The sequence below is a fragment of the Amycolatopsis sp. NPDC005232 genome (assembly GCF_040607795.1).
In the GTDB taxonomy this organism is placed as follows: domain Bacteria; phylum Actinomycetota; class Actinomycetes; order Mycobacteriales; family Pseudonocardiaceae; genus Amycolatopsis.
Window position 1 is genome coordinate 16,851 of sequence record NZ_JBEXHL010000034.1, and the last position, 13,602, is coordinate 30,452.

Annotated in this window: 12 protein-coding genes; 4 read left to right on the forward strand and 8 right to left on the reverse strand. The window is 71.0% G+C overall.

What is annotated here, in order from left to right; all coding sequences use genetic code 11:
• Window positions 1-39: 39 nt before the first annotated feature.
• Together ABZU76_RS41075 and ABZU76_RS41080 are read left to right on the forward strand one after the other, a co-directional pair.
• On the forward strand, window positions 40-1,317 hold the full coding sequence (locus ABZU76_RS41075; protein ID WP_354880515.1) for an aromatic acid/H+ symport family MFS transporter: 1,278 nt from the start codon (window positions 40-42) through the stop codon (window positions 1,315-1,317).
• Window positions 1,318-1,630: 313 nt separating this feature from the next.
• Complete coding sequence (locus tag ABZU76_RS41080; protein ID WP_354880518.1) at window positions 1,631-3,121, forward strand: alkaline phosphatase family protein; 1,491 nt, start codon at window positions 1,631-1,633, stop codon at window positions 3,119-3,121.
• Window positions 3,122-3,142: 21 nt separating this feature from the next.
• Here ABZU76_RS41080 and ABZU76_RS41085 read toward each other — a convergent pair whose 3' ends face one another.
• The 3 genes from ABZU76_RS41085 to ABZU76_RS41095 all read right to left on the reverse strand — a co-directional run bounded on the left by ABZU76_RS41085 (window position 3,143) and on the right by ABZU76_RS41095 (window position 5,271).
• Window positions 3,143-3,538 (reverse strand): nuclear transport factor 2 family protein, encoded by a 396-nt coding sequence (locus ABZU76_RS41085; protein WP_354880521.1) that lies wholly within the window; start codon window positions 3,536-3,538, stop codon window positions 3,143-3,145.
• A gap of 117 nt (window positions 3,539-3,655) precedes the next feature.
• Entirely contained in the window at window positions 3,656-4,234 is a 579-nt protein-coding gene (locus ABZU76_RS41090) for a CHAP domain-containing protein (RefSeq protein WP_354880524.1), read from the reverse strand.
• A gap of 149 nt (window positions 4,235-4,383) precedes the next feature.
• Window positions 4,384-5,271, reverse strand: a complete 888-nt coding sequence (locus tag ABZU76_RS41095; protein WP_354880527.1) for an XRE family transcriptional regulator — start codon at window positions 5,269-5,271, stop codon at window positions 4,384-4,386.
• A 143-nt stretch (window positions 5,272-5,414) separates the two neighbouring features.
• On the opposite strand from ABZU76_RS41095, the gene ABZU76_RS41100 reads away from it, so the two are divergent.
• A complete protein-coding gene (locus tag ABZU76_RS41100; protein ID WP_354880530.1) occupies window positions 5,415-6,380 on the forward strand; it encodes a DUF3152 domain-containing protein in 966 nt (321 codons plus the stop codon).
• A gap of 100 nt (window positions 6,381-6,480) precedes the next feature.
• Here the strand turns inward: ABZU76_RS41100 and ABZU76_RS41105 are convergent, their stop codons facing one another.
• Both ABZU76_RS41105 and ABZU76_RS41110 read right to left on the reverse strand, forming a co-directional pair.
• The gene (locus ABZU76_RS41105; protein ID WP_220241150.1) at window positions 6,481-6,858 is read right to left on the reverse strand and encodes a hypothetical protein; all 378 of its coding nucleotides are present in this window, start codon (window positions 6,856-6,858) and stop codon (window positions 6,481-6,483) included.
• 128 nt (window positions 6,859-6,986) lie between these two features.
• Window positions 6,987-7,838 carry a sigma-70 family RNA polymerase sigma factor gene (locus tag ABZU76_RS41110; protein ID WP_354880534.1) on the reverse strand — a complete coding sequence of 284 codons (852 nt, stop codon included), beginning with the start codon at window positions 7,836-7,838 and terminating at the stop codon, window positions 6,987-6,989.
• A gap of 76 nt (window positions 7,839-7,914) precedes the next feature.
• Between ABZU76_RS41110 and ABZU76_RS41115 the strand changes: the two genes are divergently transcribed.
• Entirely contained in the window at window positions 7,915-8,568 is a 654-nt protein-coding gene (locus ABZU76_RS41115) for an NAD(P)H-dependent oxidoreductase (RefSeq protein WP_354880537.1), read from the forward strand.
• Window positions 8,569-8,646: 78 nt separating this feature from the next.
• Here ABZU76_RS41115 and ABZU76_RS41120 read toward each other — a convergent pair whose 3' ends face one another.
• The 3 genes from ABZU76_RS41120 to ABZU76_RS41130 all read right to left on the reverse strand — a co-directional run bounded on the left by ABZU76_RS41120 (window position 8,647) and on the right by ABZU76_RS41130 (window position 13,522).
• Complete coding sequence (locus ABZU76_RS41120) at window positions 8,647-11,304, reverse strand: exo 1,3/1,4-beta-D-glucan glucohydrolase (protein WP_354880540.1); 2,658 nt, start codon at window positions 11,302-11,304, stop codon at window positions 8,647-8,649.
• 220 nt (window positions 11,305-11,524) lie between these two features.
• A complete protein-coding gene (locus tag ABZU76_RS41125; protein WP_354880543.1) occupies window positions 11,525-12,448 on the reverse strand; it encodes an acetamidase/formamidase family protein in 924 nt (307 codons plus the stop codon).
• 237 nt (window positions 12,449-12,685) lie between these two features.
• On the reverse strand, window positions 12,686-13,522 hold the full coding sequence (locus ABZU76_RS41130) for a DUF4436 family protein (protein ID WP_354880546.1): 837 nt from the start codon (window positions 13,520-13,522) through the stop codon (window positions 12,686-12,688).
• Window positions 13,523-13,602: the final 80 nt, after the last annotated feature.

Genomic DNA, 13,602 nt, shown 5'->3' on the forward strand with positions numbered 1-13,602 from the left:
ACCGGTTCCCCAGTCCCCTCCGACGACGCAGGTGATGACATGACGGTCTCCTCCCCGATCGACCCCCGGGCCAAGTACGCGCGCTGGGTCGCCCCGCTCTGCTGGACGGCGGTGGCGCTCGAAGGGTTCGACCTCGTGGTGCTGGGTGTGGTGCTGCCCGCGCTGCTCAAAGTCCCGAGCTGGGGCCTGGACCCCAACTCGGCCTCGCTGATCTCCGTGGTCGGCCTTCTCGGCGTGGCCGTGGGCGCGCTCACCATCGGCCCCGTGAGCGACCTGTTCGGCCGCCGCGGCACGATGCTGCTCACGGTCACGAGCTTCTCGGTGTTCACGTTGCTGTGCGCGGTGGTCGACGGCCCCTGGCTGTTCGGGCTGCTGCGCTTCCTCGCCGGGCTCGGCCTCGGCGGCGTGCTGCCGACCGCGCTCGCGCTGATCACCGAGTACGCCCGCGTGGGCCGCGGCGGCAGCTCCACCACGGTGCTCATGACCGGTTACCACGTGGGCGCGGTGCTCACCGCGTTGCTCGGGATCCTCGTGGTGGAGCGGTATGGCTGGGAGTGGATGTTCGTGATCGGCGCCGCTCCGGCGGTGATCCTCGTGCCGCTGATGGTGAAGTTCCTGCCGGAGTCGGCCGAGTTCCTCAAGGCGCGCGGCACCCGCGCGGCCCGGCCGCCGCGCGAGCGCAACCCGATCGGCATCCTGTTCCGGCACGGCTACGGGCGCGCGACGATCGCGTTCTGGGTCACGTCGTTCATGGGGCTGCTGCTCGTGTACGGCCTCAACACCTGGCTGCCGCAGATCATGCGCGAGGCCGGCTACGAGCTCGGCGCGGCGCTCGCTCTGTTGCTGGTGCTCAACGTCGGCGCCGTGATCGGCCTGCTGATCGGCGGCCGCGTCGCCGACCGCCTGGGCTACCGCCGTTCCACCATCGTCTGGTTCGCCGCGGCGGCCGTCTTCCTCGCGTTGCTGAGCATCAAGCTGCCGGGCTTCACTGTGTACGTCGGCGTGCTGCTCGCGGGGATCTTCACCTTCAGCGCGCAGGTGCTCGTGTACGTCTACGTCGCCCGCGTGTACCCGGCAGCCGCCCGCGGCACGGCCCTGGGCGCGGCCAGCGGCATCGGGCGCTTCGGCGCGATCTCCGGCCCGCTCGTCACCGGCTTCCTGCTCACGGCCGGGCTGGCCTACCCGTGGGGCTTCTACCTTTTCGCCGTGGTCGCGGCCGTCGGCGCGGTCGCCATCGCGATCGTCAACCGCGATCCGGCGCCGGACGCGCCGCTGGAGGTGACGGCGGAGCAGTCGCCTGCTTCGCGGGCGGAGTAGCGGCCTGGGTGTCGTCCGACGACGTTGTCGATGACCGACCCGCGTGCTGACGCGCCGCGCGATCGTCGAGTCAACCGACACCGGCGTGGCCGGCTGGGCTGGTCGGTGGGCCGCTCGAGTACCTGAAGCGGGCGGCCGGGTACTGACCGAGTCCTTTCTGAACGCCTGCGCCGGCGGGAAGGGACGAATCACCCGCCGGCGCAGGCGTTCAGCCGAAGTTCAATCGGTCGCCACCGGCCGGATCACCCGGGGATCAACCGCGGCCGAAAGCCTGTCGGAGCTCCCCGCCGTGCCCGAAGCCGGAAGGATTCCGATGACCGAGACCCCGGAGAACGACAGAGCCGGTTTGACCCGCCGCAGGCTGTTCGGCGCCGCCGCCGCCGGTGGGCTGGCCGCCGCCGCGGCAGTGCTGCCGCCGAACGTCCGCACTGCCTTGGCGTCCCCGCCTCCGGCCGGTGGTCACCTGCGCGACATCAAGCACGTCGTGATGCTGATGCAGGAGAACCGCAGCTTCGACCACTACTTCGGCACGCTGTCCGGCGTGCGCGGGTTCGACGACCCGCACGCCCTGCGGCTGCCCGGCGGGCGTTCGGTGTTCCACCAGCCCGACCCGACGCACCCGGACGGCTACCTGCTGCCGTACCGACTGAACACGAAAATCAGTGCGGCGCAGGCGATCCCGTCCACGAGCCACGCATGGGGCGTGCAGCACCAGGCGTGGAACGACGGGAAGATGGACAACTGGCTGCCGGCGCACCTCGCAGCCGACGGCGCCACCAAGGGTCCTTACACCATGGGCTACTTCACGCGCGAGGACATCCCGTTCCAGTACGCGCTCGCGGACGCGTTCACCATCTGCGACGCCTACCACTGCTCGGTGCTCGGCCCGACCTGGCCCAACCGCTTGATGTGGCTGTCCGGCACCATCGACGCGGACGGCGAGTTCGGCGGCCCGTCGCTGGAGACGGGGAAGGTGCCCGACGGGCACTTCACCTTCAAGACGTACCCGGAGCGGCTCACGGAAGCGGGCGTCAGCTGGAAGGTCTACCACTCGCCGGGCGGCGCGACCGGGCTCCCGCCGTTCAGCGCGATCAAGCAGTACGCCGAGGCGAAACCGGGCACGCCGCTGTACGACCAGGCGATCGCGCCCTCACCGCTGGGCCAGTTCGAGTACGACGCGCTGCACGACCAGCTGCCCACCGTCAGCTGGCTGCTGCCGCCCAGCGCGTATGACGAGCACCCCGCCAACCTGCCGGCTGCCGGAGCCACGTTCGTCGCCGGCAAGATCGACGCCATCGCCGCCAACCCGGAGGTCTGGGCCAAGACGGTGTTCATCCTGTCCTACGACGAGAACGACGGGCTGTTCGACCACGTTCTGCCGCCGACTCCGCCCCCGGGCACGCCCGGCGAGTTCGTCACCGGCACCTCACCCAGCGGGGTCAAGGGCGGCGGCTTGCCGACGGGGCTGGGTTACCGCGTGCCGTGCATCGTCGTCTCGCCGTGGACCGCCGGGGGCTGGGTGAGCTCGGAGGTGTTCGACCACACCTCGCAGCTGCAGCTGCTGGAACACGTCACCGGCGTGCGCGAACCCAACATCACCGACTGGCGCCGGCGCACCACCGGGGACCTCACGTCGGTCTTCCGCTTCCACGACGCGACCAAGCACGCCCCGACCCTGCCTGACACCCAGGGCCAGTACTCCCTGGCGCAGTACGAGGTCGCGCAGCTGCCGAAGCCCGCCGCGCCCGCCGGCGGGCAGGAAGTGCCGCACCAGGAACGCGGCCACCGGCCGCAGGTGCGCTGAGCCCGCGCCCGGGTCTTCCGGTCAGGTGACTGTGTCCCCGTGCCGGTGGGCCACGCGCCACACTCCGTCTTCGCGGCGGTAGACCTGCGTCGCCCGCAGGGTGTACGTGCGTGGCTCACCGTTCACGGACACCGTGGTGTGCTCGAAACCCGTGGTGTAGGCCATGTCGCCGACGACGTCGCAGGCCAGTAGTTCGAAGCGGTAGGCCGTGCAGGCGGAGAAGGTCTCGCCCAGCGCCGTGAAGAGGCCGTCGACCTCGCGCCGGCCGTGGGCGTTGCGCCACGCGCCCAGCACGCTCACGGGCTCGGCCCGCGACCAGATCGCACGCCGGGGCGCCGGGTCTCCGTTGTGCAGCGCGAACTCCGCGTCGTGCAACGTGGTCTCGACCCACGCGAGGAACTCGTCGCGATCGCTCATCGCCTCATGGTGCGCTTCGGCGACGGCGAAAGCACCGGACCGGATTTCACCGGGGGTCCGACGTGGATTCGGCCGGACGGCGGGAAGGCGCCGTCCGGCCGAGGGTTCGGGGAACGCTCAGTTGTAGAAGTGGATGTAGCGGAAGTCGCCCTTGGTGAGGTCGTGGACGAGGTAGTGGCCGTCGCCGGCCCAGTTGTAGTCCTCGACCGTGACGGTGGAGCCGTGGACGCTGTCGACGACGGCGACGTGGCCGAAGCGGCCCGCGTCGGTCTGGGCGATGGCACCCGGGGTGGGTGTGTTGTCGACGCGGTAGCCGTGCTTGCGGGCGTTGTCGTCCCAGTACTTGGCGTCGCCGTAGTTCGAGGCGCTCTCGCCGTGGCGGTCGATGGTGAACGCGGCCCAGGAGACGCACTCGCGGTTGTACATGTTCCAGTCGTCGACGACGGAGTCCTGCGGGATGTTGCGCCACTTCGCGGGGTAGTTGTCGCCGATGAGGTTGACCTCGGCCGACGGCGCGAGGGTGCCGAGCCGGGCGGCCATCGACATCGGGCGCTCGGCCGCGGTCGCCGTGGCCGGCGTGGGCGCGGTCGGCGTTGTCGGCACAGCGGCCGAAGCCGGCACAGCGGCCGCCGCGCCGGTGGCCGTGAGCGCGGCCGCGGCGGCGAGAGTGGTCAGGGTCCGGGTGAGACGGCGCATGGGCGGTGCCTTTCCGGGGAACGGGGGATCGGGGGAGTGCCGTGGCGGACGGTAACCAGCCGCGGACCGCGCGTTCCAGACCGAAGTGGACAGCCGGTGCCCGGCACCGAGGATTCGCAGGTCGGCGGCTCGTGTTCACAGAATTGGCGTCACCACGTCCAGCACGCGCCGTGGATGCCGGGCCGCGCGTCGCGGGTGGCGAAGGTGACGGCGTGGGTCGTGCCGACGCGCAGCGGGTCGCCGGTGTGGCGGGGCCCGTCGGGGCCGCGGCGTTCGAACGAGCGGACCCGTCGCGGCAGCCGCAGGCCGAACTGCACCTGGCACACGTACTCGCGCACCGGCCGTGTGAAACGCCGGCCGTACTCCTGCGCCGGCGTGCCGGGCGGCAGCAGGATCTCGTACTCGACGGCCGTGACCTCACCGGCCGCGAGCACGCGGTCGAGCAGCAGCTCACCGGCCGTCATGCCCGTCTCGCGGTCCACCCGCACGCGCCCGACGCGCGCGAACCGCACGCCCTGGTAGCGCGGTTCGGCCGGCAGGGGGCCGTCGGCCTGGTGGTAGGTCATCATGCGGTCGACGCCGTCCATCGTGGCCTCCGCGACGAGCCGCACGTGCAAGGCCCGCTCGCACCCGTCGTCGTCGATGGCCACGCGGTCGTGCACCGACCAGAACGCGAACTGCCCGTCCGGCGGCGGTTTGAGCTCCACCGTGAGCGGCCGCAGATCGGGCCACAACCGGCGGCGCTCCACGCGGTCGGGCGGGTGGCCGAGCCAGCGTCCACGCGGCGCGCGCGGGCCGAGCAGCGACGTGAGTGACCCGGGGGAGAGCTCCAGCACGGCTTCGAGCTGTGTCACGGCGTTCAGCGACGCCTCGCGCTCGGGCCGGGAGCGGCCGCGGCGCCAGTAGGACAGGGCGGAGCGCGAGAGCGTCACGCCTCGGGTGGCGAGGTGGTGGCGGACCCGGTCGAGGGAGAGCCCGGAGTCTTCGATCGCGGCGTCGAGCGTGACCGCGAACGAGCCGGGGTGCTGCGCAGACACGCTTTCAGCATGATCAACAGGGCCGTTGTCCGGAACCGACGAAAGTCGGGGTCACCGCCCGTGACGTGCCGCTTGGTCTCAACCTTTCGCGCGCCCCACCCGTCGGTCGGGGAGGAACTGTCACCGGAGAGCTGGGGAAGTGCGTGGCGCAGGACGAAACGCGGGCGCGGGAACCGTTGCGTGCCTCGTGGAAACCGTTGCCGGAGCGGAGATCCGCGAGGAGGAAGAAGGGCTTCCTGCACACCTACGGCTGGCGCGTCTACGCGCTGCCGGTCATGGTCGTGGTCACCGTGCTGGTGCTGGTCAACACGGCGACGACGTCGGCCCCGTCGACGGCGGCGCAGCAGCAAGCCCCGGCTCCCGGACACGCCCGCGCCGAGTCCCGGTCCGAGTCCTCCGTGGACTCCCTCGAGCCGGGCGTTCCCGAGAATCCGGCGAAACCGGCCGATCCCAACGCCCCCACCGCCGACCTGCCCGCCGGCGGCCCGTACACGCAGGCCGGCCGGGGCAAGTGGCACGTGATCCCCGGCTCCGGCCCGAAGATCGGCACCGGTCGCCTCTACCGCTACACCGTCGAAGTCGAGGACGGCATCGACCCGGCGAGCTACGCCGGCGACGACAGCTTCGCCACCGCCGTGCAGGGCATCTTGTCCGACCCGAAGAGCTGGACCGCTGACGGCAAGGTCGCACTGCAGCGCGTGGACGCGAGCGACCCGCACCCGGACTTCCGCGTCAGCCTCTCCACCCCCGACACCACGCACCGCGCCGACGCCTGCGGGTTTTCCATCACCTACGAGGCTTCCTGCTTCCGCCGCAGCATGCGCCGCGTGCTGATCAACCTCTCGCGCTGGGTCCGCGGCGCGAAGGCCTATGGGGCGAACATGACCGCCTACCGGCAGTACGCGATCAACCACGAGGTCGGCCACGCGCTGGGCCACTCCCACGTCGGCTGCGGCGGCACCGGCCAGCCGGCGCCCGTGATGATGCAGCAGACCTTCGGCGTCGCCGACGACTACGTCGCCCGCCTCAACAACGTCCCCGGCGGCGACCAGGGCGCCGTGCCGGCCGACCACCGCGTGTGCGCCACGAACTCGTGGCCGTTCCCCTAGGGCCACCGAACTGTATAACGACCTACACGGCGGCCGGTGAGGCAGCGGTCAGCACCGAGCAGTGACCAGCACACAGCAGTGGCCGGCAAACGCGCACCGATCAGAACGGTGCCGTGGTACACGCCGGCGGGCCGATTTCCTTCCACTTTCCGTTCTCGCGTGCCACGAAACGCAGGCACACGAGCTCGTTCTTCACCACCTGCTGTCCGATGTGGATGATCTGCGCCGCGGTGGTGCCCGAGGATGTCGGCCCGCGGCTCCACCCGCGCCCGAAGACCTGGAAGTACCCGTACTTCGCCTTGATCGGCTGTTGCCGCAACGCGATGACCTGGTTCACGTACAGGCCGCTTCCGTCCGTGGTGTTGCAGAACGACGCGGTGCAGTTCTTTTCGGTCTTCGCCGACGCGGTGCCGGTGAACAAGGTTGCCGCCACTGCGGACAGTGCGCCGATCACGGCGATCTTCCTGGTGATGGACATGGTCCCCTCCGGTGTCGCGGTCCACGCCCCTGAGCGAAGTGGACCATCCGGCTGAAACGTAGATGATCACCACCCTCGATGTTGCACTTTGACTCGAAGTGTCACACCATCGTGCGACGACTGAGCGATCACGGGTGCGATAACGGGAGGACGGCGACCGCCACCTTCGCGAGCCGCTCCGGATCCGCGATCACCTCGTACGCGGCGACCTGCCCCGCCGTCACCGACACCTTGAGCACGCCCGTCAGCCGGCCGTAGGGCGCCAGCACCAGCCCGACGGTGCCGTCCACCAGAGCGGGCTCCGCGAGGCGCGCGCGGTCAGCGAACGCGGTGGTGCCGCGCGCGACGGCGTCGGCGCCGCGGAGGACGGCGGCGGCACCCGGCGGCAACGCGGCCGCGTCGGCGTGCCGGACGACGTCGGGTGCCAGCAGTTCGAGCAGCGCGGCGAGATCACCGCCGCGGGCCGCGGCCAGGAACGCCTCCACGACCTTCCGGTGCTCGCCGAGCCCGGACCCGGCCGCAGGAGTGCCGCGCACCCGCAGCCGCGCGCGGCTCGCGAGCTTCTTCGCCGTCGCGGGCGAGCGGTCCAGGATCGGGCCGACGGCGTCGAACGGCACCGAGAACAAGTCGTGCAGCACGAACGCCACGCGCTCGGCGGGCGCGAGCGTCGCCAGCACCACGAGCAGGGCCCGGCCGACCTCGTCGGCGAGCGCGAGGTCCTCCTCCGGGCCCGCGACGCCGCGGTCCGGCAGCCGCTCGAACGGCGTCTCCCGCCGCGCGCGCAGCAGGTCGAGGCAGATCCGCGAAACGACGGTGGTCAGCCACGCTGCCAAGTTGTCGACCTCGGATGCCGACGCCAGCCGCAGCCAGGATTCCTGCACGGCGTCCTCGGCTTCGGCCGCCGAGCCGAGCATCCGCCGCGCCAGCGCGCGCAGCCGGGAGCGTTCCGCTTCGAACCGGGCCGCCAGGGTTTCGGGCATCGGTCACCTTTCCTCTTCGCGGTGCGTCGGGGTGGGTGAGTGAGCCCGACCCGCTGGACCTGACGAGAGGAACCGGATGACCGACATGCTAGCGCCCTTGCTGCGCGTCGACTCGAGCGCCGACGGCGCGGAGTCCGTGACACGGCGGCTGACCTCGCTGTTCGTGCGGCACTGGCACGGCGAGGTGCGCCACCGCGACCTGGCCGCCGACCCCGTGCCGCCGATCCGCGAGCCCTACGCCCGCCTCGGCCGCCGCGTCGAACGCCGGGGGAGCGTGCCACCGGACGACATCGCCGCGCTGGCCGCCGACGACGCCGAACGCCGCGAATGGGCGCTGACCCAACCGCTGGTCACGGAGCTGCGCGAAGCCGGCACCGTGCTGCTGGGCGTGCCGATGTACAACTTCTCCGTGCCCGCCGCGCTGAAGGCGTGGATCGACCGCGTGACGTTCCCCGGCGTGTTCGCGAACGCCTTGGGGGCCACCAGGTTCGTGGTGATCACCGCACGCGGCGGCGCGTACGGCCCGGGTACGCCGCGCGAGGGGTACGACTTCCAGGAACCGTACCTGCGGGCGTACCTCACGAACCTGGGCGTCAGCCCCGAAAATCTCGCGTTCGTGCACGCGGAGCTGACGCGCGTCGGCGACATCCCCGCGCTGGCCGGACTGGAGGACCTGGCGGAGAAATCCCTTGCCCAGGCTCGTGAACGGATTCTCGAACTGACCGCATGACAGTGCTCACCCAACAGTGCTCACCCAACAGCGCGGGGCGCTCGCGGGAGAAATCCCGCGAGCGCCCCGGCGCTCACCTCACGTCAGATCCGAACACTTCACAGCGTCCGGATCTTTCGCTCCGCCTGGCGACCACCTCACGTTCGCGAACGACGCCGAGAACGCGCCGTCGGTGTAGACCAGGAACGGCGTGTTGACGTTCTCGAAGTCGAGCCCGTTCGCGAAGCACGACAGCGGGATCTTCACCGTCGACTTCTGGCCCGCCGGCAGGTCCGTGAACAGCTTGGTGGCGTTGACCTCCGAGAAGCACGGGTAGACGCAGTGCATGCTCACCACGGTGCGGTTCACCGGTGGCGAGTTCACGATCACGTCGAACTCGAGCGCCCCGTCCGCGTTGGGGTACCCGCGCAGGTCGCTGGTCGCGGGGCTCTGCAGGTACAGCTGTGCCGCGCCGGAGCCGGTCCACGTCGTCTTGAGGCCGTCGGCCTGCACGTTGACGTCGGCGGGAGTGACGGTGATCTCCGGGTGCTCCGCGGTGCCGTCGGGGCCGATCTCGGTGCCGCCCCAGTTCGAGGCCGAGCCGATGTAGCTCTTGTACGGCGCGATGTCCGTGCGGTCGAAGATCGACAGGTCCTCGGTCGCGGTGCCCCCGCCGCCGGTCGACCCGCAGGTCGTCGGGCCCTCGGTCTCGTCGAGCTTCGCCACGGTGGCGCGCTGACCGGTCTTGAGGCCGTAGCCGAGCGCGAACAGCGGGTCGTAGTCCGGGCTCCACGGGTTGAGCGGCGTCTGGCACGCGCTCTTCGGCCACGAGTAGGACAGCTTGCCCTGGTACCCCGTGCCGTCCTTGCCCTTGACCATCATGTCCGCCACGCCGCCGCCCTCGGTGCCGGGCAGCCAGGCCGCCACGAACGCGTCGGAGCGGTTGATCTCCTTGTTCAGGTACAGCGGACGGCCGCCGACGTAGGCGGTGACGACCGGGACACCCTTGCCGCTCACCTTGTCCAGCACGGCGAGGTCCTCGGGGTAGAGCTTCGCGGCCTCCAGCGACTTGCGCTGCAGGTCGCCCACGCCCTCGGCATACGGCGTCTCGCCGATCACGGCGATCACCGCGTCGTAGCCGGTCGGGTCGACGTCGCCCTTCTCGCTGAAGGTGACGTTGGCGTCGCCGAGGTCTTCCTTGAGCCCGCCCAGGATCGAGGTGGCGTTGGGGAAGTCGGCGTTGGTGTTGCCCGTGCCCTGCCACGACAGCGTCCAGCCGCCGGTCTGGTTCTGGATGCTGTCGGCGCTCTTGCCGACCACCAGCACCTTCGACTTCGGCTTGAGCGGCAGCACGTTGCCGTTGTTCTTCAGCAGCGTCTGCGACTCGCGCACGGCGTCGCGGGCGAGCCACTTGTCCGTGAGCGCCTCGTCGGAGTTGGCGTAGGAGCGGTCCGACGGCTTCTGCTCGTCGAGGATCCCGGCGCGCAGCTTCACGCGCAGGATGCGGGTCACGGCGTCGTCGATGCGGGCCATCGGGATCTGGCCGTCGTTGACCTGCGCGACGGTGTTGGCGATGAACGCCTTCCAGTCGGCGGGCACCATCACGAGGTCGACGCCGGCGTTGATCGCCTGCGGGCAGCTCGCGTTGGTGCAGCCGGGAACCTGGCCGATGCCGTTCCAGTCCGACACGACGAGGCCGTCGAAGCCCATCTTGCCCTTGAGGATCTGGTTCAGTGCTTTGTCGCTGCCGGTGAGCTTGCCCTCGTTGATGCCGTCCTCGGCGTTGGTCCAGCTGTTGAACGACACCATCACGGTCTGGGTGCCGGCGGCGAGTGCGCCGTAGTAGCCCTGGCCGTGGATGTTGATCATGTCGGCCTCGGACGAGGAGTTCACGCCCTGGTCCTGGCCCTTGATCGTGCCGCCGTCGCCGATGTAGTGCTTGGCGGTGGCGATCACGCCGTTGTAGGTGATGCGCTTGGTGGCGCCGTCCTGCAGGCCGTTGATGGCCTCGTAGCCGTAGGCGCGGGTGATGCGCGGGTCCTCGGAGAAGCCCTCGTACGTGCGGCCCCAGCGGTCGTCCTGCACCACGGCGAGCGTGGGGGCGAAGGCCCAGTCCTGGCCGGTGGCGCGGATCTGGCGCGCGGTGGCGTTCTCGACGTCTCGGACCAGGCACGAGTCGTGGGCGGCGCCGAGCGCGATGTTCTGCGGGAAGACGGTGGCGCCGTAGACGTTGTTGTTGCCGTGCACGGCGTCGATGCCCCAGATCACGGGGATCTTCGTGCGGCTGGTCTTCGACGCGCTCCAGTACGCGTCGGCGAGGTTGAGCCAGTCCTGCTGCGTGGCGTGCTTGTTGCCGCCGGGCCACGAGCCGCCGCCGTTGAGCACCGAGCCGATGGCGTACTGCTTGACCTCGTCGGGGGTGATCGCGTTGATCTCGGGCTGTGTCATCTGCCCGACCTTCTCCTCCAGCGTCATGCCGGAGAGGATCTTCGCGATGCGCGCCTCGTCTTGCGGGTTCTTCTGCATTTTGCTGTCGACCTTCGGCCAGTCCGAAAGCGTCGGCAGGGTGTTCTCGATGCGCGCGCAGCCGTTCTTGTCGAGCGCGGGTTGCCCGATCTCGGGCTGCGCGGCGGCCGGTGCGGCCGGCGTGGCGGGGGCGGGCGCCGCGTTCGCCACACCGCCCAGCAGGGTGAGGCTCGCGAGCGCGGCGAACGTGGTCCTTCGGGCCCGGGACCACCCGGGGGATCTTCTGGCCATCGACAGTCCGTTCTGCAGAGGGCGGCGGGGACGGGCCCAAAGCGGGCCTTGGCGATCCTGACCGGACAAAGAGGATGGCGTCAAGAGGTCCGGACCCTACGGAAGTCCGTTATTTCTCGACTCGAATTAAGGTGTGATCGCACCTGGGTCACGGATGGACCAGACCAGTGCGCGTCCCGGGCAGATTCGGGTGGCCGCGAAGGCAGACTTCGCGGGACCGTCAGCGGATCGCGTCGGTGGGGAGTACCGCGTGCACGCCCCAGGTCTGGTTGGCGATCTGAGTGACGCGCAGGTCGACCACCGGGCTCGCGAGCGCCAGCGCGGTGGGGCGGTCGAGGTCGTAGAGCTTCTCCAGCCACGTGAGCATCGCGCCGAGCGCCTCGGCGGTGGCCTCGTTGAGGTCGGTGTGGAAGCCGAACGTGATGCGCCCGGCGGGCGTCTCGGCGTGGATGCCGGGCACGGGCCGGTCGGTGGTGAGGTCCAGGGTGAGCTCGGTGGTCATCGGGCATTCGATCGCGGTGCCGCCGACCTCGCCGTCGCCCTGGGCCGCGTGCCCGTCGCCGGCGAGCAGCCGCGCGCCGGGCACCGTGACGGGCAGGTACAGCGTCGAGCCCGCCACGAGCTCGCGGCAGTCGATGTTGCCGCCGCCTTCCGGGCGCGGCGGCACGGTGGAGTGGTCGCCCGGCTCGGCCGGCGGCAGGCCGATCACGCCGAGGAAGGGCGCGAGCGCCACGGTCTGGCCGCGGTCGTTGGTGCCGGTGCGCTCGCCGGCGTCGAGCTCCCACAGCAGCCGTCCGGGCGGGCCGCCGGCGACGCCGAGCTTCTGCGTGAGCCAGTTGTCCTTCGACGCCGACACGGTCCAGCCCCAGTCGCCGGGCCGCAGGTCGTCCAGGTGCACGGCGAGCACCGTGCCCGGCTCCGCGCCGCGCACGGCGATCGGGCCGGTGAGGCAGTGGCCGCGGCTCGGGTCGATCATCCGCGGCCGCTGTTCGCCGGGTGTGCGCTGGCGTTCCAGGAACCCGTGGCAGTCCAGCGATCCGACCACGACCGTGTCCCCGGGGTCGACGGTCAGGACGGGCTCGGTGTCCCGGTTGAAGACGTCGATCGTGGTTTCCCGGGTCGGGTCGAGGTGGTGCCGGGCCATGTGCGCGCTCCCTGGGGTCGGTGCTCGCCCCGGATCGTCGCACGGACACTCGTCCGCCGGTGCCGCCGAGTGAGAAATGCCGCCAGGCGGCCGAGGCGTTCGCCGGAGTCGCGGTGGTCGCGGGGCGTCTGATGTTCGAGCTGCCAGGCCAGGTTCGGGGTGATCACGGTGCGCTCCCTTGTCGTCGGGCTGTCGTGGGGACGACAAACCGGAAGGCCCGAAACCGACACCGCACGGCTAACTCGTGCGATTCGCCCGTTCAACGGCGGCGCCGGCGACCACCGACGCGAACACGCTCAGCGCCACGATCAGCTCGGCCCAGAGGAACGCCGTGTAGTCGAGCAGCGTGCCGATCGGCGGCGAGCCCGGAGCGGCGTTGCGGAAGGAGGCCAGCGCGAACAGCGACGCGGCCATGAACCCGAACGCCGGCCACACCAGCCCGCGGCGGCGCGCGACGAGGTGGCGCGCGCCGAGCGCCACCGCGACGGCGATCGCCCACATCGCGAACATCATGAACAGCGCGAACACGAGCACGCTCGTCGCGCGGGTGAGGCGGATGTCGAGGCCGCCGGAGCTGTCGGAGCCGGTCACCGTGAGGCCGAACAGACTGTCGACCTTGACCAGCGTGAGCAGCACCGGCACCGGCTTGCCGTCCTGCACGGCGGCGAACTGGATGTGGCTCTCGTAGCCGTCGAACGGGTAGTCGGTGATCGCGCCGCCCGTCAGCGCGATCGGCAGGTCGGCGCTCGCGATCCGCTCGTGGGCGGGGAACGTCTGGTCACCGCGCAGGCTCGAGGAGTTCAGCAACGTGAGGTCGCTCGCCGGCGCGACCCCGTCGTCCTCGCCGAGCCGCCCGCGCGGCACCACGAGCACCCGCAACGTCACCTCCCGCGCGACGGCGTCGACCTTCTGCACCGTGGCGTTCACGTCGATCCGGTCGGGCTCCTCCGTGCCGATGGAGTGCCACGTGTCCCCGGCCGTGCGCTCGGCGGAGTGCACCCACACCCCGGCCCCCGCCGAGAGCCCGATGCCCACCAGTACGCCTGCGGCCCAGGCCACGCCTTTCCATCTCATGGCGGTGATGGTGACACCGGCGGTCCCGGCGCGCTCCTCCGCTCACGCAGGCGGGTGACCCCGGACAGCAGGGGAGACGA

Coding starts and splice junctions, on each gene's coding strand:
- ABZU76_RS41075 (WP_354880515.1), top strand. CDS start 40: ATGACGGTCTCCTCCCCGATCGACCCCCGGGCCAAGTACGCGCGCTGG.
- ABZU76_RS41080 (WP_354880518.1), top strand. CDS start 1,631: ATGACCGAGACCCCGGAGAACGACAGAGCCGGTTTGACCCGCCGCAGG.
- ABZU76_RS41085 (WP_354880521.1), bottom strand. CDS start 3,538: ATGAGCGATCGCGACGAGTTCCTCGCGTGGGTCGAGACCACGTTGCAC.
- ABZU76_RS41090 (WP_354880524.1), bottom strand. CDS start 4,234: ATGCGCCGTCTCACCCGGACCCTGACCACTCTCGCCGCCGCGGCCGCG.
- ABZU76_RS41105 (WP_220241150.1), bottom strand. CDS start 6,858: ATGTCCATCACCAGGAAGATCGCCGTGATCGGCGCACTGTCCGCAGTG.
- ABZU76_RS41110 (WP_354880534.1), bottom strand. CDS start 7,838: ATGCCCGAAACCCTGGCGGCCCGGTTCGAAGCGGAACGCTCCCGGCTG.
- ABZU76_RS41115 (WP_354880537.1), top strand. CDS start 7,915: ATGACCGACATGCTAGCGCCCTTGCTGCGCGTCGACTCGAGCGCCGAC.
- ABZU76_RS41120 (WP_354880540.1), bottom strand. CDS start 11,304: ATGGCCAGAAGATCCCCCGGGTGGTCCCGGGCCCGAAGGACCACGTTC.
- ABZU76_RS41125 (WP_354880543.1), bottom strand. CDS start 12,448: ATGGCCCGGCACCACCTCGACCCGACCCGGGAAACCACGATCGACGTC.
- ABZU76_RS41130 (WP_354880546.1), bottom strand. CDS start 13,522: ATGAGATGGAAAGGCGTGGCCTGGGCCGCAGGCGTACTGGTGGGCATC.